This window comes from Achromobacter spanius (genome assembly GCF_003994415.1).
Lineage (GTDB): Bacteria > Pseudomonadota > Gammaproteobacteria > Burkholderiales > Burkholderiaceae_B > Achromobacter > Achromobacter spanius_C.
Genome location: NZ_CP034689.1, coordinates 1,368,198 through 1,394,548 on the forward strand (window position 1 = coordinate 1,368,198; position 26,351 = coordinate 1,394,548).

A 26,351-nucleotide genomic window follows, 5' to 3' on the forward strand; every position below is an offset into this window, starting at 1 on the left:
GGTTCAATCGCCCAGCGGTAAACGGTTGGGACCGCCGCGATGCTCGTCCAGCGCCAGCTTGATGCGGCGCAGCCGTTCGCGGTTTTCCTCTTGGTTCAGCATGGCCAGTTCGGTCGATAGCAGGTCAATGGCCAGCATCATCGCGTAGCGCGATGCCGAGGGTTTGTAGATGAAGTCGGTTTCGTCCGTGCGGATGGGCAGCACCACGTCGGCCAGCTTGGCCAGCTCGGACGTGGCGTCGGTAATGGCGACGATGCGGGCGCGGTACTGCTTCACGATGCGCGCCGCCCCGATGATTTCCGGCGTCAGGCCCGATGCCGACAACACCAGCACGGCGTCGCGCTCGTCCAGCGTGGCGGCCACCATGCGCAGCAGCACGGCGTCGCTGTACACCGCGATGGGGTAGCCCAGCCGCACCAGCCGCGATTGCACTTCCTGCGCCAGCACGGCGGACGCGCCGCCCATGCCGAACACGTAGATCATCCGTGCGCCATCCACGATGGAGGCCGCCTGTTCGAAAAGCTGCTCGGTAAACGTGGGCAGATGCGCGCGCAGCGTGCTTTCGATGTCGGCGTAGATGCGCGCGTAGAAGGTGCTTTCCTCGGCCGGCGCGCTGGGGTCAAGAAAGCGGCTGCCCACCGTGCTGGCCTGCGCCAATTTCATTTTTAGGTCGCGGGTGTCGTCGCAACCCACGGTGCGCGCAAAGCGGGAAATCGTGGCGATGCTGACGCCGGCCTTGGTGGCCAGTTGGTCCACGGTGGCGCTGGCGCTCCAGATGATGTCGTCAAGAATGGCGTCGGCCACCTTGCGTTCGGTCACGCTCAATGCGTCCCGCCGACTGCGTATCTGGAAGACGATGTCGCGGATGATGTTCATGTGGGGTTCCTGGGTCGGATCGTTTGGTGCAGTGGCTAGGCTGCCAGCTCGGGGGCGTCAAGGCGCGTACAGGCCACAAAGTGGCCCGGACCCACTTCCACCGCTTGCGCCTCGATGGTGGCGCAGGCGTCGGTGGCGTGGGGGCAACGTGTGCGGAACACGCAGCCGGACGGCGGATTGATCGGGCTGGGGATGTCGCCCTTGAGCAGAATACGCGAACGCGGCGCACGCGGATCCGGTACGGGCGCGGCCGACAGCAGCGCGCGAGTATAGGGGTGGCGCGGGCGTGCGTAGACTTCGCTGGTGGGGCCGCGCTCCATGACACGGCCCAGGTACATCACGACCACTTCGTCGCACAGGTAGTCCACCACGGCCAGGTCATGGGCCACGAACAGCATCGTCAGGCCCAGGTCGCGTTGCAGGTCTTGCAGCAGGTTCAGCACCTGCGCCTGCACCGACACATCCAGCGCCGACACGGGTTCGTCCGCCACGATGAAGTCGGGCTCAACCGCCAGGGCGCGTGCAATGCCGATGCGCTGGCGCTGGCCGCCCGAAAATTCATGCGGGTAGCGCCGGCTGTGGTCCGCGTTTAGGCCCACGCGCTCAAGCAGTTCGCCGATGCGGGCCGTGCGGCGGTGCTGCGCCAACTTGTGCGTGTCCAGCGCCTCGCCCAGGATCTCGGCCACCGTCATGCGGGGGTTGAGGCTGGCGTAGGGGTCCTGGAACACAATCTGCATGCGGCGGCGCCACGGCAGCATCTGCTTTTCGTTCAGATGCGTGATGTCCTGGCCGTCGAACAGCAGGCGGCCGGCGGTGGGCTTGAACAGGCGCAGCAAGGCGCGTCCCGTCGTGGTCTTGCCCGAGCCGGATTCACCGACCAGGCCAACGATGGTGTTGCGGGGCACGTCAAAGCTGACGCCGTCCACCGCGCGCACGACGGGCGCATGACGCGCTTGCGAGGTGGGGAAGTGGACTTTCAGATCTTCAATGCGGACCAGCGGGTCTTCGGCCCGCACGGTGGCTTGGGGGCTAGTCATATCGGGTTCACCTTGATGCAGCGCGCGCGGTGTTCGGCCTGCACGGCCACCAAATCGGGCACGGCGGCGCGGCAATCGTCGGCTGCCATGTCGCAGCGCGGCGCGAACGTGCAGCCCGCCGGTAGCGACAGCACGCTGGGCACGTTGCCCGGGATGGCGCGCAGGCGCTCACCGGAAGCCAGCAGCGCCGCCGTGGGCAGACAGGACAAGAGGCCGCGGGTATACGGATGCGTGGGCTTTTCGAACAGGTCGTACACGCCCGCGTCTTCCACCACGCGCCCGGCGTACATGACCGCCACGCGATGCGCGATTTCCGCCACCACGCCCAGGTTGTGCGTGATGAACAGAATGCTCATGTTCATCTCTTTTTGCAGCCGGCGCAGCAGGTCAAGAATCTGCGCCTGCACGGTGACGTCCAGCGCGGTGGTGGGTTCATCGGCGATCAGCACCGCCGGGTTGCAGGCCAGTGCCAGTGCAATCATCACGCGCTGGCGCATGCCGCCCGACATCTGGTGCGGGTATTCATTGACGCGCCGGTCGGCGGCGGGAATCTCCACGCGTTCCAGCATTTCGCGGGCGCGCTTGATGGCTGCCGCGTAGGATCCGCCTTCGTGCTGCAACACGGCTTCGGCGATCTGGTCGCCCACCGTGTACAGCGGGTTCAGGCTGGTCATGGGCTCCTGGAAGATCATGGCGATTTCCGCGCCGCGTATCTTTTGCAGGGTGGTGGACGACGCATGGGCCAGATCATGCTGCACGCCCTGGCGGTCGCGGAACAGGATCTTGCCCGCTTCGATGCGGCCCGCCGGCTTGGGCAACAGGCCCATGATGGACAGGCTGGTCACGGATTTACCGGAACCGGATTCGCCCACGATGGCCAGCGTTTCACCGCGGGCCAGGTCGAAGGTGACGCCGTCCACGGACTTGGCGATACCGTCGCGGCTGTGGAACCAGGTCTTGAGCCCTTCCACGGACAGCACGACGTCTCGGGTGCTTGCCGTCATGATTACAGCTCCTTGCGCAGGCGTGGGTCGAGTACGTCGCGTAGTCCGTCGCCCACCAATTGCAGCGACAGCACGGACAGCACAATGGCGATGCCGGGAAAAACCATGATCCAGTCGGCCGAGCCCATGTACTGCTGGCCGGCGTTGATCATGGTGCCCCAGGTGGGAATGTCGGGCGAAACGCCCACGCCCAGGAACGACAGGCCGGCTTCGGCCAGGATCGCGTAGGCGAAGATGAACGTGCCTTGCACCAGAATGGGCGACACCAGGTTGCGCAGCACGTGCACGGTGACGATGCGCCAGGTGGGCACGCCCAGCGCACGGGCGGCTTCCACGAAAGGCAGTTCACGTATCACCAGCGTCGAGGCGCGCACGATGCGGGCCAGGCGCGGCGTGTAGACGATGCCCAGCGCAATCACCACGTTGATCAGCGACGGCCCCAGCGCCGCCACCAGCGAGATCGCCAGCAGGATGTCCGGGAAGGCCATCATGGCGTCGATCAGGCGCGACACGAACTTGTCGGCCGAGCGGAAGAAACCCGCGATGAGCCCCAGCGCAATGCCCAGCACGCTGGACACGATCACCACCGAAAAACCCACCATCAATGATAGGCGCCCGCCGTAGATGACGCGGCTGAACACATCGCGGCCGAAGTCGTCGGTGCCGAACCAGTGCGCGGCGCCCGGCGCTTTCAGCCGGTTCATGATGGACAGCTTGAAGGGGTCGTACGGGCTGACCCACGGCGCCAGCAGCGCGGCGGCCACCAGCACGATGATCACGATCAGGCTCAACAGCACGGTCTTGCGCGACACCAACAGGCGCAGCACCTGCCAGCGGTCGGCGCCGCCCGAGGATTGGGGAGAAGTTGCAATAGCCATATCAGTAGCGCACCCGGGGGTCGACCAGCAGGTACAGCAGGTCGATGATCAGATTGATCAGGACGTAGATGGCCGCGATGATCAGCAGCGCGCCCTGGATGACGGGATAGTCGCGGCGCAGCACGGCCGACACCACCAGGCTGCCCACGCCGGGCAGGCCGAACACGGTTTCGGTCACGACGGCGCCGCTGATCAAGAGCGCGGTGGTAAGCCCCAGCACGGTCAGGATGGGGATCAGCGCGTTGCGCACGGCGTGCTTCAGGATGACCTTGCTTTCCGGCAGACCCTTGGCCCGCGCGGTGCGCACGTAGTCGTCGCGCAGCACGTCCAGCATGCTGGCGCGGATGAAGCGAGTGATCAGCGCGGAATTCACCAGCCCCAGCACCACGGCGGGCAGGATCAAATGCGACAGGCGCGTGGCCAGCGATGCGTCCGGACCGCCATAGCCCGACACCGGCAGCCAGCCCAGCTTGACCGAGAAAATCTGCATCAGCAGCAAGCCCAGCCAGAAGCTGGGCACGCTGGAAGTAAACATCGAAAACGACAGCACCGACTGGTCCAGCGTGGTGCCGCGCTTGACCGCGGACAGAATGCCCACCGGCAGCGCGATGGCGCTGGCGATCAGCAGCGACATCAGCGTCAGAAGAATCGTGGGCTCGGCGCGGTCGGCCAAGGCGGATAGCACGGGCTTGTTCATGAAGATGGACTGGCCCAGATCGCCTTGCAGCAGCTTGCCCAGCCACGACACATATTGCAGCGCCATGGGCTGGTCCAGCCCCAACTGCGCGCGCAGCGCCGCGATGTCCTGCTGGCTGGCCTGCGGCCCAAGCATCACCGCGGCCGGGTCACCGGGCGTGACGCGAATAATGACGAACACAATGGTCGCGACGATAAACATCACAGCCACCAGCCCGACCAAGCGGTTTAAAAGATAACGCAACACGATAAAGTCCTAAAAAGCGTCATTCGACACGGCGACTGGTTCGGCACGGCGGCTCGTAGGATGGGTGGAGCGCGGCAGGCCGGTAATCAGAACAACGACGTCCATCGCGCGTAACCCATCAAGCAACGGTGATGTTGTGGCTGAAACCGTTAAGAACCCACCGCTGCTTGATGGGTTGCGCGCGGCAGGCAATCGGGTTCTTGCCCAGGGCATGCCGCGCTTCACCCATCCTACTTGGGGCTTTTCCAGGCGTTCCAGAAGAACGGCCAGGGGGCGGGGTACGTGCCTTGCAGCGACGGCGAGCGTGCGGACTGGGCGTTGAAGTCACCGACCTTCACGAACGGCACCTCGTCATACACGGCTTGCTGCACGTCGGCCCAGCGCTTGATGCGTTCTTCCTGCGTGCGGGCCTGGTTGAAAGCGTCCATGACTTGAGCGCGGCGCGGGGTGTCCCACCAGCCCGGCGCATCTTTCGACGGGAAGTCGATCAGCGCGGGTTCCGGCAGGAACACGCTGTGGGTGATGAAGATGTCCCACACGGCGGGGTCTTGGCGGCGCTGCGTCAGCGTGGCCCAGTCCACCACCTGCATGTCCACCGTGAAGCCGGCGGCCTTCAGGTATTCCGCGGCCACCAGCGCCATCTTGTAATGGAATTCGTACTGCTGGCTGGTCAGGATGCGGATCTTTTTGTCGGCGACATTGGCGCCGTCCAGCAGCTTCTTGGCAGCGGCGGAGTCGGCCTTGTTATAGACCTTGCCGCCCAGCGACGTGGCCCACGGATAGCCTTCCGGATACAGATCGCCGTTCAGCTTGTAGAAGTCCTTGTTGCCGAAGGCGGCGTACAGCATGTCTTCTTCGTTCAGCGCCAACTGCACGGCCTGGCGCACGGCCAGGTTGGACATGATGCCTTGCTTGGTGTTGAGCACCAGACGCGGCCAGCCGAAGGGCTTCAACATCACCGGATCAGAACGGCCCCCCTTGAGCTTTTCCAGCGCTTCCACGGGCAGCGAATCGACGTAGTCGAACTGGCCGGCGGCAGCGGCTTCGGAACGGGTGTTGGCGTTGCTGACCGGCACGAAGCGGATTTCGTCCAGGTACTGCTTGCGCGCGCCGCCATAACCATCGGGCTCGCCCTCGCGTTGCTTGTAGCCGTCGAAGCGCACCAGCTGGATGTATTGGTCCGGCATGCGGGCCTTCAACTGGTAAGGCCCCGTGCCGACGAATTCGGTCAGCACCGGCGCGATCTTGCTCTTGGGCATGATGACGGCCGCGGCGTTGTTCAGGGCCAGCAGGGCGGTCAGCGGCGCATAGGGTTGCTTCAGCGTGATGCGGATGGTGTTGGCGTCAGGCGCTTCAATGCTGCTGATGACCTTGGCCGCGCCCTTGCCGCGCGTGGCGGTTTCGGTCCAGCGCTTCAGGGACGCCAGCACGTCCGACGAATCCATCTTCGAACCATCATGGAAGGTGATGCCCTGGCGCAGCGGAATCGTGTAGACCAGGCCGTCGGGGGTGACGTCCGGCATCTTCTCGGCCAGCAGCGGCGTCAGGTTCCACTTGGCGTCGAAGGTGTAGAGCGTTTCAAAGAAATGCTGCGTCAGGATGCCCACCAGGTCGGCGGTGCTGCTCATCGGGTCCAGCGTGGGGGGTTCACCGATGGTGGCGACGGATATCGTGCCCCCCTTGACCGGCGTGGCACTCAGGGCGGGGGAGGTCAATGCGGTCAAGCCAATAGCGCCGGCCGCGAGCAGGCTGGTCAGCCCACTGCCTCGCCGGGAGGGTCGGAAGTTCATGATTCTCTCTCCAGAGGGTCAAAAACAGGTTGTCGCGTGTGATCGGAGTTGCGCCGTGGTCACGGGTGTGCAGCAGCCCCCTCGGGCCAGGCGCGGTGCGGCGTGCGGGGGCGTTCTAGAAAAAGGTTTCAGCGACGTCGGTGACGCGGTATTGCTCGTCCACCAGCAGCACCTGGCGCCACTTGTCGAACGTCAGGCAGGGGTGGGAAATGTCGAAGGCGATCATGTCGCCGACCTGGATGTCGTCGCCGTCGGCGATCTGCATGAAGGCATGCTGGTCCATCATGGCGGTCAGCTTCCAGGCTTGCGGCGCCGCGCTGGGCGTGTCTTGGTCGGGCCGCGTCAGGTCGGGCCGCGTCAGGCCGGGCCGGAAGTGCAGGGCGGGTGTGGGCAGGCCGGCGTCAAACGCGGCGTCGCGCTTGCCCAGGGCAATGATGGCGCGGCCGGGTTCGGGCAGTGATTGCACATAGGCCCAGACCTGCAAGGCGGGCAAGAGGCCCGGTTCCATCTTTTGCGCCACGGGGTTGTGGGCGTTGATGCGTTCAGCCGCCGAGCGGTAGACGCCCACGTCGTGCGACAGGTAGCAACCGGGGCGCAGCACCACTTCCAGCGGCGCGCCGATATCCAGTTGCGAGAATTCCTCGGCCACCACGTCGAACCAGGCCGAACCCGCGCCAGAGATGAGGGCAGGGCCGTTCTTGCGCAAACGGCCGGCGGTGGCCAGCCCGCGCAGGGCATCGGTGGCGCGGCGCAGGAAGGCGCGGATGGCGCTTTCTTCCTGCAATACGCCTTCATAGACTTCAATGCCGGCCAGTGCCAGGGCGGGCCAGCGGCCGATTTCTTCAACCACGGCCTGCAACTGTGCGTCGTCGCGCACGCCGGTGCGTCCGCCCGTGGGACCGAGTTCGATCAGCACCGGCAGGGTCAGGCCCTGCTCACCGAAGAACTTGCCCAACTGGGCGGCGTTGGCGGGCGAATCGACAATGCAGAAGTAGGTGAACGCGGGGTCTTGCAGCAGGCGCGCAATGATGGCCATGTTGGCGCGGCCCACCAATTGGTTGGCCATCAGCACGCGGCGGATGCCGTGTTGATACGCGGCCAGCACTTGCGGCGCGGTGGCCAGTGTGATGCCCCACGCGCCGTTGTCGATCTGGCGCTTGAACAGGGCGGGGCTCATCGTGGTCTTGCCGTGGGGCGCCAGCTTGACGTGGTAGGCCTCCATGAACTGCTGCATCCATTGCAGGTTGTGGCGCACGCGCGCTTCGTACAACACCGCCACGGGCAGGCTGACGTCTTCGTTCAGCAGGTTCCAGTTCAGCGCGGCCACACCGGCCGTCGTACAGGACTCGGGGAACGCGCCCAGGCCTTTGCCGTTCACATCCAACAAGGCGGCGGGGGAAGATGAATTCGTCATGGCGGGCGCTCGGGTCTGGAAAATATTTACGTGAAAGTTTATTTTTTTCATTATCGTGAAAGAAATTTACAAGCGGCAGCTAGGGCTTACCCGTAGGCTGCGTCAGGGGCAGGTTGGCGCGACAATAAGCAGTTCGCGAAATCACCGCGCTCCATGAAGGAAAAGCCATGTTGAAAGTCGCTTTGGGCCAGTTCGCCGTGAGCCGGGTCTGGGAAGAAAACGCGCAGGTCTGCATTGACCTGATGGAGCGCGCCCGCGCAGGCGGCGCGGGGCTTTTGGTCTTGCCCGAAGGCATCCTGGCCCGCGACATTACCGACCCGCAAATCGTGCTGAAAGCGGCTCAGCCGCTGGACGGCCCTTTCATGACCCGGCTGCTTGAAGCCAGCCGTGGTTCGTCGCTTGCCACCATGATGTGCGTGCACGTTCCAACAGGCGAAGGGCGGGTCTGGAATACTTTGGTTACCGTCCAGGACGGCCGCATCGTGTCGCAATACCGCAAGTTGCACCTGTATGACGCCTTCACGATGAAGGAATCCACCAACGTCACGGCCGGCACCGAGCTTCCGCCGTTGCTGGACATCGCCGGCCTGCGCGTGGGGCTCATGACCTGCTACGACGTGCGCTTCCCTGAATTGGCGCGCCGCCTGGCGCTGGACGGGGCCGACCTGCTGGTGCTGCCGGCGGCCTGGGTGCGCGGCCCGCTGAAGGAAATGCATTGGGAAGTGCTGGTTACGGCACGCGCGCTGGAAAACACCTGCTACGTGGCGGCCACCGGGGAATGCGGTGAACGCAATATCGGCTGCAGCATGGTGGTGGACCCGCTTGGCGTGGTGACGGCGCGCGCGGGCGAGGCGCCGGCGCTGGTGTTTGCCGATATCGACCCGGAACGCCTGGCACATGCGCGCAAGGTGCTGCCGGTGCTGGCCAACCGCCGCTTTGCACCGCCCGAACTGGCTTAGGCACGGCCGCTTGCTTCCCGGGGCAAAGGCGGCGGTCATGGTGTAATGCTGACTTGTATTTCTTGCCGTCTTCCCCCATCTGCTGCCAATGAGCAACGATCTCTTCGCGGCCGATCCTGCGCATCGGCCCTATGTGCCCCTGGCCGAGCGCCTGCGCCCGCGTTCCTTGTCCGATGTGGTCGGGCAGTCGCACCTGCTGGGTCCTGACAAGCCGCTGCGCGTGGCGTTTGAGTCCGGCCGTCCGCATTCCATGATTTTCTGGGGGCCGCCGGGCGTGGGCAAGACCACGCTGGCGCGCCTGATGGCTGATGGCTTCGATGCGCAGTTCATTGCCATTTCGGCGGTGCTGGGCGGCGTCAAGGACATCCGCGAAGCCGTCACGGTGGCGCAGGTGGCGCAAGGTCAGGGCCGCCGCACCATTCTGTTCGTGGACGAGGTGCATCGCTTCAACAAGGCGCAGCAGGATGCTTTTCTGCCCTACGTCGAAAGCGGGCTGTTCACCTTCATCGGCGCCACCACCGAAAACCCGTCCTTCGAAGTCAATTCGGCGCTGTTGTCGCGGGCGCGGGTGTACGTGCTGCAATCGCTATCGCCCGAGGAATTGCAGCAACTGGTCGACCGCGCGGTACATGCGCTGAACGAAGGGCTGGATGACGGCGAAGCCATTCGCATCGAGCCCGACGCGCGCGAGCAATTGGCCGCCTGGGCCGACGGCGACGCGCGGCGCTTGATCAGCGCGGTGGAAGTCGTGGCGGAATCCGCGCAGTCGGCGGGCCGCGACACCGTGGATGCGGCTTGGCTGGAAATATCGCTGTCGCAGAACCTGCGCCGTTTCGACAAGGGCGGCGACGCTTTCTACGACCAGATCAGCGCCCTGCACAAATCGGTGCGCGGCTCCAATCCCGACGCCGCGCTGTATTGGTTCTGCCGCATGATCGACGGCGGGGCCGATCCCAAATACCTGTCGCGCCGCCTGGTTCGCATGGCGGTGGAAGACATCGGCCTGGCCGACCCGCGCGCCACCGACCTGGCCGTGAACGGCGCCGACATCTATGAGCGCCTGGGTTCGCCCGAAGGCGAGCTCGCCCTGGCGCAAGCGGTGGTCTACATGGCGTGTGCCGCCAAGTCCAACGCCGTCTACAACGCCTACAACCAGGCGCGCCAGTTCGCGGCTGAACACGGCAGCGCGCCGGTGCCCATCCACCTGCGCAACGCGCCCACCAAATTGATGAAGCAGTTGGGCCATGGCAAGGCCTACCGCTATGCTCACGACGAGCCGCACGGCTACGCCGCTGGCGAACAATATTTCCCTGATGGACTCAAGCCTTCCTTCTATCGGCCGACCGATCGCGGCCTGGAGGCTAAAATCCAGCAAAAGTTGGCATTCCTGCGCGAGCTGGACGCACAGGAACGCGCCAAGAACCGGTAACGGGCCCTGCCTGTTGCCTTCACTAGAACCTCAACCGACATCAACATGCTAGACCCGATACTGCTGCGCAAAGACCTGCAAACCGTCGTCGACCGCCTCAAGAGCCGTGGCGTGTCCTTCGACACGGAACGGTTCAACGACCTGGAGTCTCGCCGCAAGGCCGTCCAGACCGAAACCGAGTCCCTGCAAGCCCGCCGCAACGCGCTGGCCAAGCAGATCGGTCAGTTGAAGGCCAAGGGTGAAGACGCCAGCGCCGTCATGGCGGAATCGCAGGCGGTGCCTGTCCGCCTGAAGCAGTTGGAAGAAGAGCTGGCCGCCTTGCAGGCGCCGCTTAACGACCTGCTGATGTCGGTGCCGAACTTGCCGCACCCCAGTGTGCCTCTGGGCGAATCCGCCGACGACAACGTCGAGGTCCGTCGCTGGCTGCCGGGCGAAGCGGGTGCCGACGGCAACCCGCCCGCGCTGGCGTTCGAGGCGCGTGACCACGTCGCCATCGGCGAACCGCTGGGCCTGGATTTCGACATGGCCGCCAAGCTGTCGGGCGCGCGCTTCTCGTTCATGCGCGGCCCCATCGCCCGCCTGCACCGCGCGCTGTCTCAGTTCATGCTGGACCTGCAAACGGGTATGCACGGCTACACCGAGTGCTATACGCCTTACATCGTCAACGCATCCACCTTGTATGGAACGGGCCAGTTGCCCAAGTTCAAGGACGACATGTTCGCCGTGTCCAAGGGCGGTGGCGATGACGACCCCAAGGTTGATGCCGCGGGCAACCCTTACGTGCGTGAAGACCAATACCTGATCTCCACGTCGGAAATCACGCTGACCAGCGTGGCGCGCGACACCATCCAGGCCGCCGCCGACCTGCCGCTGAAGCTCACCGCGCATACGCCGTGCTTCCGTTCCGAAGCCGGCAGCGGCGGCCGCGACACTCGCGGCATGATCCGCCAGCATCAGTTCGACAAGGTCGAAATGGTGCAGATCACGCAGCCGGACCAGTCCTACGAAGCGTTGGAAGACATGGTCGGCCATGCCGAGCGCGTCCTGCAATTGCTGGGCCTGCCGTACCGCGTCATGCTGCTGTGCACCGGCGACATGGGTTTTGGCTCGGCCAAGACCTATGACCTGGAAGTGTGGCTGCCTGCGCAAAATACCTGGCGCGAAATTTCGTCGGTGTCCAATTGCGAAACTTTCCAGGCCCGTCGCATGCAGGCGCGTTTCCGTAATGCTCAAGGTAAACCGGAATTCGTCCACACGCTGAATGGTTCGGGTTTGGCCGTGGGTCGGGCGTTGGTCGCCGTGCTGGAAAATCATCAGCAGCCTGACGGCAGCGTATTGGTTCCCGAGGCGTTGCAGCCTTATATGGGCGGTTTGACGGTGCTGAAACCCTGACGTGCGCCGCGTCTATCGGCCATATGGCTGATAAGAAAACGGAGCCTTTGGGCTCCGTTTTTTTTTATCATGTCGACATATTGCTGTCGTTTTTGCTCATTATGCTACGCGGGTAAGTGCATGATTTTGATGTGAGCAATTGTGTATTTTTAATAAAAGGGCCGGATAGATGCGGCACAATACACCCGCGTTCTACACGCTTCATTCACTTATATAACAAGGAGTTGTCCATGACTTCAAGAATGATTGGAGATTTTCGTGTGAGATGCTCTGTGGCTCGTGAAGACGAACAGGGCTACCGCGTGCAGATATGGACCCGCCGAGTAGGCGGAACCGCGCCGGAAAAATGCTGGACAGTGCCGGGACAGGCACCGTTCTCAGACTTGCACGAAGCAGAACAGGAAAGCCGTCAATTGTTCCAAGAAATCAATGGTGTGCGTTTTAACGGTGAACCGGAGTTTGCCCATGCGTCCGCATAATGGTTGGTGGCGGGCGTCCAGTGCGCCCCGCAGATGGATTGATCTTGTTCAGGAATCACCGCGTTGGGCGGATGCCAAGCCCAATCAGGTGTCTCAAAAATCCGCCGTTGCGGTGGAGAAGCCGGTACGGGCCCCCGCGGCCTGATAGTCGATCCAATGGGGCACCGGACAATGCCCTAACGGAAAAAGGCCACTCGTAAGAGTGGCCTTTGCTTTTTAACGGCGCCAGTCGCCGTGTCCCTTTCCATGGCCATGGCCACGGTAATGGCCGGGGCCGGGGCCGTAATAACGCGGGGGCGGGCCGCCGCGCCAGTGGGGACCGCCACGGTAATAGACCGGGGCGGGGTAAACCACCGGAGGCGCCACATAGACGGGCGCGGGACGGTAGTACACGGGAGGGGGAGGCGCCACGTAAACAGGAGCGGGCGCCACGTACACCGGGGCGGGGTACACCACGCCGGGCAGGCCGATGGAAATTCCCACATCCACTCGGGCGAAGGCCAGGCTGGAAATCAGCAGACCCGCGGCACCGGCACCAGCAATAAGCCATTTTTTCATGTTGCACCTGCCTGCTGCGCGACACAGCATAGTTGAGTATTCGACGTGCCTATTTTCGGGCTTTTCGGTCAAGGATTCGTAAGCGGCGCACCCTCAATAGCGACAATCCGCAACCGTCCCCTGCCGACAGGCTGGCTTTCTGCTGCGGCGCAAGATAGTGCTTGCGCTCTGGTAGAAGCACACCTGAAATCGATTGAAATGGAGTGGAATCAGATGAAGTCAGGTAGAGACGTTACAGTCAGTCACTATCACGGCGGGTAATGTGGCGCGGTCGCGTCAGATTGACTGAGCTCCACGGAATTCCACGACCCAGACCCAAGGGTTTGCCGCCCAGGCGTGCGAACCGTAGCGTTCGCACCACATCAACGCAAACGCTGTTTGAAGGGGAACGCCCGGTAATAACGCCGAGGATTGGTACATGGCTTCCGTGCCCTCGGCGCGCGCGTCGGCTTCGGTCAGGCTTTGCAGGCGCTGAATGCGTACCCCCACAATAAGCGCCGTTGCGAATCCATTACCCGCCTCGTCGGTCAGGATAATGCTTTCGCCGATTTTTCCGTAAGGGCACCTGACCCAGCTGGACGTTTTGCGTAATTCGCAGGGGTTATCGCGATTAGGACCCATTGCCACCCAGCGGCCGGAATCGGCGGCGTCCGCATACCAAACCGTCGTGGGTTTGGAGGGTTGGGGCTTCAGAATGCGGCGACTCTGCACTTTCAAGCCAGCCAGGACGGCTTGCTTGAGCGGTTCGCTGAATTGAAGTGACTGCCTTTTCATGGGCCCGCTGTTCTCCTCTCGGTCGGCGTCCGCATACAACGTCCGCGTACTGCGTTTGGCTTTCAACCGATGTGTGACAAATGCACCAGCTAATTCAGATCAGGAGCAGGCAGTATGACGTGTCGAGTTCATGCTGTCAGGCAGGCTGTGTATTTATGTTGTCTTTTTGTACCGCCAGTGTTGTTTGTATACTCGAGCAATGACTACAGACCTGCATAATCTCAAGCCCGGTTACTACTGGTACACGATGGCCAATGACCCGCTGGCCGTTATCCACATCCATGAAGACGGCGGCGCATCGCTGATGGGCTCGGACTACCGCATCGGCGCCGAGGGCGTAGCGGATATGGTCCGCCAAGGCGAACGCTTCTTCTGGATCGAACCGCCACAAGTCTGAACCTTTGGGCTGATACGTGGCCGGCCTTTCGGGCCGGCCGCTTTCGTTCGTCCGGGAAAAATCCATGACCGACCTGCTGTTGAAAAACGTCCGCGTTGTGGCGAACAATGCCGCCGATGTTGTCGATGTGTTGGTGCGCGGTGGGCGCATCCTGCAAATCCAATCGGGTATCCAGGCGCCAGCCGACCTTCCTGTTGAGGATGGCGGCGGCGCCTTGCTGTTGCCGGGGCTGGTTGAAGGCCATACCCACCTGGACAAGACCAACTGGGATTCGCCTTGGTATGTGAATGCGGTTGGCCCCGCCCTGACCGACCGCATAGAAAACGAACGCACCTGGCGAGCCAGTACCGGCCACGACGCGGCCAGCCATGCGCGCGCGTTGGCGCTGGCTTTCCTGCGCGAAGGCACCACCCGCATCCGCAGCCATGTTGACGTGGACACCGACGCGGGCCTGCGCCATTTGGATGGCGTGCATGCCACCCGCGAAGCCTTGGCGGGCCGCGTGGAAATCCAGACCGTGGCCTTTCCGCAATCGGGCTTGTTGGTGCGCCCCGGCACGGCCGACCTGTTGGACCAGGCGCTGGCGCAAGGCGCTGATGTGTTGGGCGGACTGGACCCGTCGGCCATCGACCGCGACCCCGCCCAATCCCTGGATGTGCTGTTCGGCCTGGCCGACAAGCATGGCAAGCCGGTCGACATCCATCTGCACGAGCCCGGCGAACTGGGTGCTTTCACGCTGGATCTGATTTTGGATCGCGTCCAGGCGTTGGGCATGCAAGGCAAGGTGGTCATCAGCCATGCTTTCTGTCTGGGCGGCATTGACGCCAAGCGGCTGGAGGGACTGCTCAAACGGCTGGCGACGCTGGACGTTGCGGTGTTGACCACGGCCCCACCGTCGCGGCCGGTGCCAAGCGTGCGAGCTTGCCGCGAGGCAGGCGTGACGATCTTCGGCGGCAATGACGGCATCCGCGATACCTGGACGCCGTATGGCAGCCCCGACATGCTGGCGCGCGCCATGATGATCGGCCTGCGCAACGATCTGCGCCGCGACGACGAAGTGGAATGGGCGTTTGATTGCGTCACCGGCGCCGCCGCGCGCGCCTGTGGCTTTGCGGACTACGGCCTGATGCCGGGCGCGCGGGCTGATCTGGTGCTGGTCGACGCCAGTTGCGTGGCCGAAGCCGTGGTCACGCGCAAGCCGCGCCGTCTGGTCGTGACCCACGGCGTGGTGGCCGCCCGTAATGGCCAGGACGCCATCGCCTAAGCCTGATCGCGCGTCAAACCCAGCTGCGATTCGGTCAATGCGACGAACGCCCGCATCAGTTCCGAACGCACACCGGCGCGCTGCCAGATCGCGCCCACCGTGCGCACCGGGCAGGGCACCGGCAAGGGCCAGCGCTTCACTCGCGCGGTCGGTTCGCCCATGACGGCCCAGTCGGGCAGCACCGCCACCCCCAGCCCCTCGGCCACCAGTTTCGCAATGGAATCGATGCCGTCCAGCTCGAAGCGCACGTGTGGCCGCAGGTTGTGCGTGCGCAAGTAGTCATCGGCCATTTTGCCGCCCACCACGCTGCGGTCATAGCGGATATAGGGCTCGCGCGCGATGACGGCCAGCGGGTCGCGCACTTTCATGTCGGCGGGCGTCACCAGCACCAGAGGTTCGTGGCGCAGGTCGCGCCAGTCGCAGGTCTTGGGTAATGCAAACAGCGGGTGCACCAGCAGCGCGCCATCCAGCTCGCCCGACAGCACCTTGCTGTAGAGCAGGGTGGTGGGCGCGGGCTCGATGTAGATCTCGATATGAGGATGGCGGGCCACCCAGGTGCGCAGCACGGGCGGCATGATGCCGGTCAGCGCGGTGGGCGTGGCGCCCAGGCGCAAGGGGCCGGCCGGAAGCTCGGTGTCGCTGGCCGCCGAGCGCAGGTCGCGCACATCTCGCAGGATATGGCGGGCGCGCTCAAGAATGCGGATGCCGGCAGGCGTGGGCTTGACCGTGCGGCCAGACCGGGCGATCAGGGCGCTGCCCACGTCGCCCTCCAGCGCGCGCAGTCGCTGCTGCACGGTGGCGGGGGTCAAGCCCTGATGGCGCGCGGCCTGGGCGATGGAGCCCAGCTCCACCACATGCACATAGGTTTGAAGAAAGCGGGAGTCCACGGCGCTTGCCCTTTGTGAAGATGTTTTTTTCGTATTCTAAAGATGGGTGAAGATAATTGTTGTTTTCTTTGGCGGCGGGAAGAATACGTCCAGAGCGATCCGCCCGCGCACGCTGCGCCGGCGTCGCGAGTTGGATCCCCGCCATCAAGGAGCTTGCCGTGCCCATTATTGAATCCATCGACGTTTGCGCCGCCGCGGTGCCCCTGGACAAAGTCACGTCGTTTTCGAACCGCAGCGTGTCCACCCGCCACTACGGCCTGGTCAAGGTCCGTTCCAGCGACGGCGTGGAAGGCATCGGCTTTTGCTACGTGGGCAGTGCCGGCGGCGCCATCTTCGAAGCGGCCGTCCAAAGCCTGTTGGCGCCGGTGCTGCTGGGCCGCGATTCACACGCCGTTGAAGGCTTGTGGCAAGCCATGTACCAAGAGGCGTTGTTGCAAGGCCGCCAGGGCACCGTGATGCGCGCATTGAGCGCGCTGGACATTGCGCTGTGGGACCTGAACGCCAAGACGGCCAGCCTGCCGCTGCACAAATTCCTGGGCGCGGTCGAACTGGAAACCGTGCCTGCTTACGCCAGCGGCGGCTACTACCTGGACGGCAAGACGCCGCAGCACCTGGGCGAGGAAATGGCCAGCTATGTGGACAAGGGCTTTCGCGCCGTCAAGATGAAGACCGGCCGCCTGTCCCCGCGCGAGGAAGAGGCGCGCTTGAAGGCGGCGCGCGAGGCCGTGGGCCCCGACGTCGAGCTGATGATGGACTGCAACAACGCCTGGCAGGACGTGACCCAGGCCATGCAGTACATCCGCCGCTTTGAGCAGTACGAGCCCTATTTCATCGAAGAGCCCTTCGGGCCGGACGATATCGACAGCCACGCCAAGCTGGCGCGGCTGACGCATCTGCCGATCGCCACGGCCGAAATCGGCTATGGCCGCTGGTATCACAAGGAACTGCTCGACAAGGGCGCGGCCGGCATCCTGCAGACCGATGCGGCGGTGTGCGGCGGCATCACCGAGTGGAAGCGCATTGCGGCCACCGCCGCCAGCTACGGCGTGGTGGTCTGCCCGCATTGGTTCCACGACGTGCACGCGCCCTTGGTCGCGGCGACGCCGAACGCGCGATACGTCGAATTTTTCTGGGATGACCAGGTGTTGAATTTCCGCAAGCTGATTGATCGGCAACTGACTCACAAGCAGGGCCGCGTGGTCTTGCACCAAGAGCCAGGGTTGGGCTTCAGCTTCGAAGAGGGCATGGTCGAAAAGTTTGGCAAGTGGGTCCGCATCAGTCGTTGAACACCGGCCGCGGCAAGCGGCGCCTTTTCAAAACAAGCAGCCGGCCTTCGAGGCCGGCGCGAGGAGACAAGCATGCAACGCAGGCAATTCATGACCGGCGCCGCGGCGCTGGGGGCGGCGCTTGTGCTGCCCACGGCGGCAAGGGCGCAGCAGGACATGCCGTCGGGTCCGGTGAAAATCGTGGTGGGCTTTCCGGCGGGCGGCGGCACCGACGTGCTGGCGCGCCTGTTGGGGCAAAAGCTGGGCGTGATGTGGAACATTCCCGTCATTGTGGAAAACCGCGCCGGGGCGGCGGGCGTCATCGCGGCCGAGCAGGTGGCGCGCCAGCCCAATGATGGCAACACGCTGTTGATGGCGCATGTGAACAGCCACGGCATTGCGCCAGGCTTGCAGCCCAAGCTGGCCTATGCGGTGGACCAGGATTTTTCATCCATCGCCTTGGTGGGCAAGACGCCCACCATCCTGATCGGCGGCGCGTCGCAGCCCGCCAAGACGCTGCCTGACTTGGTCAAGCTGTGTCGCGCGCAGCCAGGGAAGATCGTGTTCGGGTCGGCGGGGGCAGGGTCGGCCCAGCATCTGGCGCTGGAAATTTTCAAGGCGCGCGCCGGCATCGACGTGCTGCATGTGCCGTACAAGGGCTCGGCGCCGTTGATGAACGATCTGCTGGGCGGCCACGTGCAGTATTGCTTTGAAGGCATGACGACGGCCACGCCGCTGGTGCAGTCCGGCAAGGTGATCGCGTTGGCGCAGACCTTGCAGCAGCGCTCAAAGAGCCACCCCACTGTGCCGACGGTGGCGGAACAAGGCTACCCGGGATTTGAGGCCAGCATCTGGTTCGGCATGGTGGGTCCGGGCAAGATGCCCGACGCCATGGTCCAGCGCATGAACCGCGATATCGATCAGGTCTTGGCGATGGCGGACGTGCAGGAAAAGCTGGCGCAAGTGGGCGCGGAAGACGGCGGCGGCAGCGTGCAGCGCTTTGCCGACTTCATGGTTCAGGAACAGCGCAAATACGCCAAGACCATCAAAGACGCGAAGATCATCGTGGAAAGCTGATGCGCGCGCGCTCGTAGCCCGGCAGCGCCGCGCACGGGCGGTCAGCACCGCCGTAGCCCGCCGGACGCGACGCGCGTCAGCCCTCGCGTGCGGTCGCGTTCGGCTCCGACCCTTCCCACCCCGCCATCGCCGAGATCGACCGCGCTTTTTCGCGCAGCAGGCGCGCGGTGTCGGAATCCAGGTCGTCGTCGATGGCGCCCACCGGCCCCATCAAGGTGATGGCCGCCGTCATCTCGCCCAGCATGTCGAAGATGGGCGCGGACAGCGACGTGAAGTGCGGCAGCAGCGCATGGCGGCAGCGGCTGATGTGGTGCTTTTGCACCTCGTCGCGGATGGCCTGCACGTCTTTCGCCGTATAGGAATTGCCGGGGGCGCCGCCCTGGCTTTCGGGAATGGACGAGGCCATCTCGCGGTCCAGCAGGTCGCGGGTCAGGGCGTCCGGCAAATGCGCCAGGAAGTTGCGGCCCAGCGCTGACGACAGTAGCGGCATCACCGTGCCCACGCGCAATTCCAGCAAGGGCCGGCTGCGGCTGCCTTCCACTCGGTACACGATGGTCGGCCCCTTGTTGCCCCACACCCCCAGAAACACGGTATGCCCGGTCACCGCCGCCACCTCGGCCATGATGGGCCGCGCCGTGGTGAACACATCGAACTGCTCCAAGGCCGCCAGCCCCAGCCGCAGTGCGTACGGACCCAAGCCGTAGTGGCCCGTGTCCGCATGCTGCTGCACCACGCCCACCTTCTGAAAACTGACCAGGTAGTAGTGCACGTTGGGCACGGTCAGCTCACAGGCGTCGGCAATTTCCTTCAGCGGTAACGGCCGGCCCGTCTTGCGGATCAGGTCCAGGATGCGAAAGCCCACTTCAATGGATTGGATCCCCCTGCGCGCTGCGGTCGGCGTCTTTTCCGTGTTCTTTTCTACCTTGCCGGCGGGCCTTGCCATTGCTGCCTCCACTGTGTGTTTGGCGGCAGTGTAGCAGCGGCCAACAGGGGCTTGCGGCCTCCTGCCGGGCCCGGTTTCGGGTTTCCCCCAGCTTTGTCCGGGTCGGTTTTACGTTTGATAATAGTTAATGCATACAGCAGTATCAATCTAAAAACACAGGGGAAAGCAAGCATGGAAGCAAATGTGGCAGCCGTGGGGCGCATCGGCGACGCGCCGACGCTAAGCAGGAAAGAGGAACGTCAGGTGGTGGTGGCGTCCACCTTGGGCACCTTGTTCGAGTGGTACGACTTTTTCATCTACGGGACCCTGGCGGTGTTCATGAGCCAGGTGCTGTTCCCGCAGGACAACCCCACGGTGGCGCTGCTGGCCGCCTTGGGCGCGCTGGCGGTGGGCTTCATCATTCGCCCCTTGGGCGCCGTGATGTTCGGCTACCTGGGTGACAAGTGGGGCCGCAAATACACGTTTCTGATCACGGTTGTGATGATGGGCGGGGCCACCGTGCTGATCGGCTGCCTGCCCACCTACGAGTCTGCCGGCCATTTGTCCTGGATATTGCTGCTGACGTTGCGCGTGGTGCAGGGCCTGGCGGTGGGCGGCGAATACGGGGGCGCGGTGATCTACGTGGCCGAGCATTGCGAGCCCAAGCGCCGTGGCTTGCTGACCGGGTGGATCCAGATCACCTCGTCGGCCGGCCTGATCCTGTCGCTGGTCGTCATCCTGTGCACCCAGGCGTCCATGAGCGCCGAGGACTTCCGCCAATGGGGATGGCGCCTGCCGTTCATTCTGTCGATCGTGATGCTGGCGATTTCGATCTACGTGCGCGCCAAGCTGCATGAATCGCCCGTCTTCACGCGCATGAAGCAGCAGAACCGCCTGTCGAAGAATCCCATCAAGGAAACGTTCGGCCAATGGTCCAGCCTGCGCCTGGTGCTGCTGGCGCTGATCGGCGTCACCGCCGGCCAGGGCGCCACCTACTTCACGGGCCAGTTCTACGTGATGATCTTCCTGCAACAAGCCGTGCAGTTGGACCAGACCAGCGTCTACACGCTGATCCTGATCGGCTTCATCATCGGCGCACCCACGTTCGTGCTGTTCGGCTGGCTGTCCGACCGCATCGGCCGCAAATGGATCATGATGGCGGGTCTGTTCATCGCCGCCATCGGCTACCACTCGATGTTCGAGGTGCTGCTGAAAGCCGGCAACCCGGCGCTGGCCCAGGCCATGCAGAGCACGCCGGTGCTGGTGCATGCCGATACCAGCGGCGGCGCGTGCGACTTCGGTTTGCAGGCCGCGATGGTCGGCAGCCATGCCGACCACAAGAAAGTGTGCGTGCAGGCCAAGAAATTCCTGGTCGGCAAGGGCATCAACTTTGAATACGCCGCGCCGCTGCCAGGCCAGACCATTGCCATGAGCGTGGGCGGCGTTACCGTCAACGGTTTTGACCGCGCGGGCTATGCCCAGGCCTTGAGCGCGGCGGGTTACCCCGACCGCGCCGACCCCGCCCGCGTCGACCGCGCCACCATCATCCTGATCCTGGTGCTGATGACCGCCGTGGTTGCGATGGTCTATGGACCGGTTGCGTCCTACCTGGTTGAACTGTTCCCGGCCCGCATCCGCTACACCGCGCTATCCTTCCCGTACCACATCGGCGCGGGCATCTTCGGCGGCATCGTGCCCTTTACCGCCACCTATCTGGCGCAGGCCAGCGGCAATATCTTTGGCGGTTTGATGTATCCGGTCGTGGTGATGGTGGTAGTGGGCATCATCGGCAGCTTGTTCCTGCCGAACACCCGCGCCCAAGCCATCGACGAAGACCCCATCCACTAAAAAGCGAGGAGAAACATGTCCGTGCAAGCGAGTTTCAAGGCCGCCGTCATCCAGGCGGCGTCCATCCCCACCGACAGCGTCGCCTGCGCCAACAAGGCCGCGTCGCTGATCCGGCAGGCGGCCGAGCAGGGTGCCCGGGTGCTGGTGTTTCCCGAAGCCTTCCTGGGGGGCTACCCCAAGGGCAATTCCTTTGGCGCCCCCATCGGCGTGCGCAAGCCCGAAGGCCGCGACGCCTTCACCAGCTATCACCGGCAGGCCGTGCGGCTGGACGGCGAAGAAGTTGCCATCGTGGCGCAGGCCGCAGCCGACACCGATAGCTTCGTCGTCATGGGCTGCATTGAAGCCGACGGCGGCACGCTGTACTGCACCGTGCTGTACTTCAATGGCCAGCAAGGCCTGGTCGGCAAGCACCGCAAGCTGATGCCGACGGCGGGCGAACGGCTGATCTGGGGCTTTGGCGACGGCTCGACAATGCCCGTTTTCGATACGCCCTACGGCAAGATCGGCGCGGTCATCTGCTGGGAAAACTACATGCCCATGTTGCGCATGTACATGTACAGCCAGGGCGTGGCCTTGTACTGCGCGCCCACGGCCGACGACCGCGATAGCTGGATTCCCAGCATGCGCCACATTGCGCTGGAAGGCCGCTGCTATGTGCTGACCGCCTGCCAGCACCTGCGCCGCGACGCCTATCCGGAAGACTTCGAATGCTCGCTGGGCGATGCGCCCGACACGGTGTTGATGCGGGGCGGCAGCGCCATCATCGACCCCTTGGGCGAAGTGCTGGCCGGCCCGGATTTTTCCGACGAAACCATTCTGTACGCCGACATCAACCCCAACCAGATCCTGCGCGGCAAGTACGACTTTGACGTGTCCGGCCATTACGCGCGGCCGGACGTGTTTCAGCTTCAGGTCGACACCCGCGAAAAGCGGGCGGTTTCCGCCGTGTCCGCCGTGTCCAGCGCCCAGGCGAGTGGCGTGCAGGAGCCTTGAAACATGCATTTTGATTTCAGCGCCTTGCCTTCGCAGACGGTCTACAAGCTGCTGACCTCGACCGTCACCCCCCGCCCGATCGCGTGGGTCACCACGATATCGGGCGACGGGTGCGTCAATGCGGCGCCGTTCAGCTTTTTCAACGTCATGGGGCACCAGCCACCCACGGTTGCCATCGGCCTGATGCGCCGCGCCAACGGTGAACTGAAAGACACCAGCGCCAACATCATCGAAAACGGCGAGTTCGTGGTGAACCTGGTGCCCGAAGCCCTGATGCAGCAGATGAACCAGACCTGCGCGGACTACCCGCCTGGGGTGGATGAACTGAGCAAGGCGGGGCTGACGGCGCTGCCCGCCGCGCACGTGCGTCCGCCCTTGATCCAGGGCAGCCCGGTGTCTTTGGAATGCGTCAGCCAGGCCACCATCGTGACCGGCCCGCACCAGGTCGTCGTGATCGGCCGGGTGCTGGGCGCGCACGTGGCCGATGCCTATGTGCAGGACGCCGAGCGCGGCTACGTGAACACCGCCGAAATGGGGCTGGTTGCGCGCATGCACGGCAGCGGGTGGTACGCTCGCAGCACGGATTTGTTCCAGTTGGCGAGGCCCACCGAACCCTAGCCGCATGACAGAAAGGAGAAAAGATGATTGCTCGTTGGCGCTGGGCGCTTAGGCAATTGACCAGGCGCCTGTGGTTCAGGGCCAGTCTTTTCTCCTTGCTGGGCGTGGCGACCGCCTTGCTTGCCGTCATCTTCAAGGGCGCCATTCCCGAGACCTTGCCCGCCCGCATCGGCGCCGACGCGGTGGACAAGATCCTGGGCATCATCGCGTCCAGCATGTTGGCGGTAACCACCTTTTCGCTCAGCACCATGGTGGCGGCCTACGGTGCGGCAAGCAGTGGCGTGACGCCGCGCGCAACCACGCTCGTGATGCAGGACACCACCACCCAGAACGCCCTGGCGACCTTCATCGGCTCGTTTCTGTTCAGCCTGGTGGGCATCATCGCGCTAAGCACGGGCGCCTATGGCGCGCAAGGGCGGGTCCTGCTGTTCGCGGTGACGATCGCGGTAGTGATCCTGATCGTCTACACACTGCTGCGCTGGATCGATCATCTGTCGAAACTCGGGCGCGTCGGAGAAACCATCGACCGCGTTGAAACCGCGACTATCGACGCTATCCGGCACCGCGTTCAGTGGCCTTGTCTGGGCGCAAGCCCGTATCCCGCGTCGGGGCAGCGCCCCGGTTCGGCGCAGGCTGTGGCAAGTGGGCAGACGGGCTACGTCCAGCACATCGACGTGCAGGCGCTGGGCCAGATCGCGCGGGAACATCAGACCTTGATCTACCTGGATGTTTTGCCCGGCGCCTTCGCCCATGTCGGGATGGTGCTGGCGTGGACGGTGCCCGAGTCCGGCAGCGAACCGGCCGTGCGCGACGCGCTCGACGACGACATCATGGGCGCCATCACCCTGGGCACGTATCGCACGTTCGAGCACGACCCCCGCTTTGGCCTGTCGGTGCTTTCCGAAATTGCGTCCCGCGCCTTGTCGCCCGCCGTCAATGACCCCGGAACGGCGATAGACGTCATCGGCAGGGGCGTCCGAAGCCTGACCTGCTGGGCGCAGCCACCGGCCGAGCAAGAGGAGGTCGAACCCGACTGCCAACGGGTCTACGTGCAAAGCCTGGACGTGGACGATCTGTTCGACGACTTTTTCGGCCCTATCGCCCGAGACGGCGCGGGCTTGCTGGAAGTCGACATGCGCATGACCAAGGCGCTGTTGAGCCTGGCGGAGATCAACCCGACGCTATTCAAGCCGGCCGCTTCCCGGCATGCCGCGCGCTTGCTCGGGTACGCAGAGAACGCGTTGGGCTTGGATGAAGACAAGCGGCGGCTACGCGAGCTGGCTCTGCCGCTGCTGCGCTAGGGCGCGGCTCGCCGGGCGAGATGGCCCCGTTTTTCGGCGTTCCAGGTGGGCGCAATCTCGCGGTCCGGACCCGATTTAGCAAAGGGACGAGCTTGTGCCAATTCGTTCTCCAGTTCCCGGGATGCGGCGCAAATCGCCGCTGCTAGCATCTGCTCAACCTCGGTGAGAACCCTCGGTTTCGACTTCCCCGCTGGCATCTTTCATCCCTTTGAGCACCATGAATAATCTGAAGCTTGGAACCCGCTTGGCGGGTGGATTCGGCATTTTGCTGGCCATGATCACCGTCATGTGCCTGGTCGGGCTTATCAGCCTGGCCAACATCAATGAATCGGTTGAAACCGTAACCCAACGTTCCCTGATCAAGGAGCGCCTGATCAGCGATTGGGCCCGCAATATCCAGGCCGGCGTTACCCGCACCACCGCCATTGCAAAAAGCACCGACGCCAGCCTGGCGGCGTTCTTCACGGACGAAGCCGCCGCCTCGTCGCGGAATTCCTCGGCGTTGCAGCAGCAGATTGAACCGCTGATCCAGACCCCCGAAGAAAAGCAATTGTGGCAAGGTGTGGGCAAATCGCGCGGCGATTACCTGCGCACGCGCGACGCCATCTTCAAGGCTAAGCAGAGTGGTGACGTGGACACGGCCAACCGCGTCTTCACCCAGGAATTCCTGCCGGCCACGCGCCAGTTCATTGACCAGATCACCAAGCTGTCCGCCTTGCAACGCGCCGAGATCGATGCGCGAGCGGCCGACATTCAAAGCGCGTATCGCACGGCTAATTTCTGGATGATCGTCATTGGCTCGGTAGCGCTGATCAGTGGCTTGCTGCTGGCGGTGCTGCTGACGCGCGGCATTACCCGCCCGCTGTCCGCGGCCGTGCGCGTAGCGCGCACCGTTGCCGCCAATGACCTGACCAGTACCGTCATCGTGAAATCACGCGACGAGATCGGCCAATTGATGCAGGCCCTGGCGTCCATGAACGCCAACCTGGCGGACACCGTCGCGCGCATTCGAACCGGCGTGGACAGCATGGCGTCTGCCTCGGGCGAAATCGCGGCTGGCAACGCGGACCTGTCCTCGCGCACCGAACAGCAGGCCGCGTCCCTGGAAGAAACCGCGGCGTCCATGGAGCAGTTGTCGTCCACGGTGAAACTGAACGCCGACAGCGCGCGGCAGGCCAACCAGTTGGCCGCCACCGCCTCGGACACCGCGTCGCGCGGTGGTGCCACCGTGTCCGAGGTGGTCAGCACCATGAGCGCTATTTCGTCCAGCTCGGTCAAGATCGCCGACATCGTGTCGGTGATCGACGGCATTGCCTTTCAGACCAACATCCTGGCGCTGAACGCCGCGGTGGAAGCCGCGCGGGCGGGCGAGCAGGGCAAGGGTTTTGCCGTGGTGGCGGCCGAAGTCCGCACGCTGGCGCAACGCAGCGCGCAGGCTGCCAAGGAAATCAAGACGCTAATCGAAGACACGGTGCACAAGATCAGCCAGGGTTCCATCAGCGCCGAGCGCGCCGGCGCCACGATGCAGGAAATCGTCAGCTCGGTGCAGCGCGTGACGGACATCATGGGCGAAATCGCCGCGGCATCGGCCGAGCAGGCCGACGGCATCGAACAAGTCAACCGCGCGGTGTCGCAAATGGACGAGGTAACGCAGCAGAACGCGGCGCTGGTCGAAGAGGCCGCCGCCGCGGCCGGTTCAATGCAGGACCAGGCCGCCGACCTGACGCGCGCGGTCAGTGCGTTCAAGCTGCCGGGGGAGTGGTGGTGACGCGGGAACGGGTCGCGATCAGCCATGCGTTAGCGACGGTAGGGTAGGGCGGCCTAAAGCGGGGAACCCGGGTTATAGGTCCGGGCTATAGGTCCGGACCATGTCCGCCGTTTTCCCGCCACAAAGAAAAAAGCCCCTGATTTCTCAGGGGCTTCGTTCTTGAATACTTGGCGGAGAGGGTGGGATTCGAACCCACGGTACGGGGATACCGTACGCCTGATTTCGAGTCAGGTACATTCGACCACTCTGCCACCTCTCCGTGGCTGGGTTCCAAAACGGTGATGTCTACATTGGCGATTTCTCGGCCTCTGTGTTCCGTCACTTCAAGATCCCTGGTCGGAAGGATCTTCGTTGTTGGAGCAGCGAAGCCCGCAATTCTACAGGAATTTTTTCCTGTGTGTAAAGGGGGCGAAAAAAATTATTGAAAGGGTGCATCCCGCACTTCCGGCGGCGTCGATCTTTGCCCAGAATTCGCCCA

At 63.9% G+C, this 26,351-nt stretch carries 24 protein-coding genes and 1 tRNA gene; 13 read left to right on the forward strand and 12 right to left on the reverse strand.

Features of this window, described 5'->3' with window-relative positions; translation table 11 throughout:
• Window positions 1-3: 3 nt before the first annotated feature.
• From ELS24_RS06175 to ELS24_RS06205, 7 genes are all read right to left on the reverse strand, one after another.
• The gene (locus ELS24_RS06175; protein WP_050447200.1) at window positions 4-876 is read right to left on the reverse strand and encodes a MurR/RpiR family transcriptional regulator; all 873 of its coding nucleotides are present in this window, start codon (window positions 874-876) and stop codon (window positions 4-6) included.
• Window positions 877-911: 35 nt separating this feature from the next.
• A complete protein-coding gene (locus ELS24_RS06180; RefSeq protein WP_127183675.1) occupies window positions 912-1,913 on the reverse strand; it encodes an ABC transporter ATP-binding protein in 1,002 nt (333 codons plus the stop codon).
• Window positions 1,910-2,917 carry an ABC transporter ATP-binding protein gene (locus tag ELS24_RS06185; protein ID WP_127183676.1) on the reverse strand — a complete coding sequence of 336 codons (1,008 nt, stop codon included), beginning with the start codon at window positions 2,915-2,917 and terminating at the stop codon, window positions 1,910-1,912. The genes ELS24_RS06180 and ELS24_RS06185 overlap by 4 nt, the downstream gene beginning before the upstream one ends.
• Window positions 2,918-2,919: 2 nt before the next feature.
• Window positions 2,920-3,795, reverse strand: a complete 876-nt coding sequence (locus ELS24_RS06190; protein WP_050447197.1) for an ABC transporter permease — start codon at window positions 3,793-3,795, stop codon at window positions 2,920-2,922.
• A gap of 1 nt (window position 3,796) precedes the next feature.
• Window positions 3,797-4,738 carry an ABC transporter permease gene (locus tag ELS24_RS06195; protein WP_006217836.1) on the reverse strand — a complete coding sequence of 314 codons (942 nt, stop codon included), beginning with the start codon at window positions 4,736-4,738 and terminating at the stop codon, window positions 3,797-3,799.
• A 230-nt stretch (window positions 4,739-4,968) separates the two neighbouring features.
• Window positions 4,969-6,528 carry an ABC transporter substrate-binding protein gene (locus ELS24_RS06200; RefSeq protein WP_127183677.1) on the reverse strand — a complete coding sequence of 520 codons (1,560 nt, stop codon included), beginning with the start codon at window positions 6,526-6,528 and terminating at the stop codon, window positions 4,969-4,971.
• A gap of 115 nt (window positions 6,529-6,643) precedes the next feature.
• Entirely contained in the window at window positions 6,644-7,942 is a 1,299-nt protein-coding gene (locus tag ELS24_RS06205) for an amino acid deaminase (protein ID WP_127183678.1), read from the reverse strand.
• Window positions 7,943-8,109: 167 nt separating this feature from the next.
• Between ELS24_RS06205 and ELS24_RS06210 the strand changes: the two genes are divergently transcribed.
• The 4 genes from ELS24_RS06210 (at window position 8,110) to ELS24_RS06225 (ending at window position 12,201) form a co-directional block, all read left to right on the forward strand.
• Window positions 8,110-8,901 carry a deaminated glutathione amidase gene (locus ELS24_RS06210; RefSeq protein ID WP_083447384.1) on the forward strand — a complete coding sequence of 264 codons (792 nt, stop codon included), beginning with the start codon at window positions 8,110-8,112 and terminating at the stop codon, window positions 8,899-8,901.
• 88 nt (window positions 8,902-8,989) lie between these two features.
• The gene (locus ELS24_RS06215) at window positions 8,990-10,330 is read left to right on the forward strand and encodes a replication-associated recombination protein A (RefSeq protein WP_127183679.1); all 1,341 of its coding nucleotides are present in this window, start codon (window positions 8,990-8,992) and stop codon (window positions 10,328-10,330) included.
• Window positions 10,331-10,375: 45 nt separating this feature from the next.
• Entirely contained in the window at window positions 10,376-11,722 is a 1,347-nt protein-coding gene (gene serS, locus ELS24_RS06220; protein WP_127183680.1) for a serine--tRNA ligase, read from the forward strand.
• Between the two features lie 230 nt (window positions 11,723-11,952).
• Window positions 11,953-12,201 (forward strand): hypothetical protein, encoded by a 249-nt coding sequence (locus ELS24_RS06225; protein ID WP_082134366.1) that lies wholly within the window; start codon window positions 11,953-11,955, stop codon window positions 12,199-12,201.
• 216 nt (window positions 12,202-12,417) lie between these two features.
• Here ELS24_RS06225 and ELS24_RS06230 read toward each other — a convergent pair whose 3' ends face one another.
• Together ELS24_RS06230 and ELS24_RS06235 are read right to left on the reverse strand one after the other, a co-directional pair.
• A complete protein-coding gene (locus ELS24_RS06230) occupies window positions 12,418-12,759 on the reverse strand; it encodes a virulence factor (RefSeq protein WP_083447383.1) in 342 nt (113 codons plus the stop codon).
• A gap of 276 nt (window positions 12,760-13,035) precedes the next feature.
• Window positions 13,036-13,533 carry an ASCH domain-containing protein gene (locus tag ELS24_RS06235; protein ID WP_127186261.1) on the reverse strand — a complete coding sequence of 166 codons (498 nt, stop codon included), beginning with the start codon at window positions 13,531-13,533 and terminating at the stop codon, window positions 13,036-13,038.
• A gap of 199 nt (window positions 13,534-13,732) precedes the next feature.
• Here ELS24_RS06235 and ELS24_RS06240 point away from each other — a divergent pair, with 199 nt between their 5' ends.
• On the forward strand, window positions 13,733-13,930 hold the full coding sequence (locus ELS24_RS06240) for a hypothetical protein (RefSeq protein WP_082134365.1): 198 nt from the start codon (window positions 13,733-13,735) through the stop codon (window positions 13,928-13,930).
• A gap of 64 nt (window positions 13,931-13,994) precedes the next feature.
• Window positions 13,995-15,194 (forward strand): amidohydrolase family protein, encoded by a 1,200-nt coding sequence (locus tag ELS24_RS06245; protein WP_127183681.1) that lies wholly within the window; start codon window positions 13,995-13,997, stop codon window positions 15,192-15,194.
• Here the strand turns inward: ELS24_RS06245 and ELS24_RS06250 are convergent.
• A complete protein-coding gene (locus ELS24_RS06250; protein WP_127183682.1) occupies window positions 15,191-16,081 on the reverse strand; it encodes a LysR family transcriptional regulator in 891 nt (296 codons plus the stop codon). The two genes, ELS24_RS06245 and ELS24_RS06250, sit on opposite strands and share 4 nt — an antisense overlap.
• A gap of 158 nt (window positions 16,082-16,239) precedes the next feature.
• Here ELS24_RS06250 and ELS24_RS06255 point away from each other — a divergent pair, with 158 nt between their 5' ends.
• Both ELS24_RS06255 and ELS24_RS06260 read left to right on the forward strand, forming a co-directional pair.
• Entirely contained in the window at window positions 16,240-17,367 is a 1,128-nt protein-coding gene (locus ELS24_RS06255; protein WP_127183683.1) for a mandelate racemase/muconate lactonizing enzyme family protein, read from the forward strand.
• A gap of 72 nt (window positions 17,368-17,439) precedes the next feature.
• Window positions 17,440-18,423 (forward strand): Bug family tripartite tricarboxylate transporter substrate binding protein, encoded by a 984-nt coding sequence (locus tag ELS24_RS06260; protein ID WP_127183684.1) that lies wholly within the window; start codon window positions 17,440-17,442, stop codon window positions 18,421-18,423.
• Window positions 18,424-18,499: 76 nt separating this feature from the next.
• On the opposite strand, the gene ELS24_RS06265 is transcribed toward ELS24_RS06260, so the two are convergent.
• The gene (locus ELS24_RS06265; RefSeq protein WP_050447188.1) at window positions 18,500-19,366 is read right to left on the reverse strand and encodes an IclR family transcriptional regulator; all 867 of its coding nucleotides are present in this window, start codon (window positions 19,364-19,366) and stop codon (window positions 18,500-18,502) included.
• Window positions 19,367-19,537: 171 nt separating this feature from the next.
• Between ELS24_RS06265 and ELS24_RS06270 the strand changes: the two genes are divergently transcribed.
• The 5 genes from ELS24_RS06270 (at window position 19,538) to ELS24_RS06290 (ending at window position 25,873) form a co-directional block, all read left to right on the forward strand.
• The gene (locus ELS24_RS06270; protein ID WP_050447187.1) at window positions 19,538-21,193 is read left to right on the forward strand and encodes an MFS transporter; all 1,656 of its coding nucleotides are present in this window, start codon (window positions 19,538-19,540) and stop codon (window positions 21,191-21,193) included.
• 15 nt (window positions 21,194-21,208) lie between these two features.
• Window positions 21,209-22,186 (forward strand): carbon-nitrogen hydrolase family protein, encoded by a 978-nt coding sequence (locus ELS24_RS06275; protein ID WP_127183685.1) that lies wholly within the window; start codon window positions 21,209-21,211, stop codon window positions 22,184-22,186.
• A 3-nt stretch (window positions 22,187-22,189) separates the two neighbouring features.
• The gene (locus tag ELS24_RS06280; protein WP_050447185.1) at window positions 22,190-22,804 is read left to right on the forward strand and encodes a flavin reductase family protein; all 615 of its coding nucleotides are present in this window, start codon (window positions 22,190-22,192) and stop codon (window positions 22,802-22,804) included.
• Window positions 22,805-22,827: 23 nt separating this feature from the next.
• Entirely contained in the window at window positions 22,828-24,105 is a 1,278-nt protein-coding gene (locus ELS24_RS06285; protein ID WP_050447184.1) for a DUF2254 domain-containing protein, read from the forward strand.
• Between the two features lie 217 nt (window positions 24,106-24,322).
• Window positions 24,323-25,873, forward strand: a complete 1,551-nt coding sequence (locus tag ELS24_RS06290) for a methyl-accepting chemotaxis protein (protein WP_127183686.1) — start codon at window positions 24,323-24,325, stop codon at window positions 25,871-25,873.
• A 168-nt stretch (window positions 25,874-26,041) separates the two neighbouring features.
• On the opposite strand, the gene ELS24_RS06295 is transcribed toward ELS24_RS06290, so the two are convergent.
• Window positions 26,042-26,132 (reverse strand) — tRNA-Ser (locus ELS24_RS06295).
• Between the last annotated feature and the right edge of the window lie 219 nt (window positions 26,133-26,351).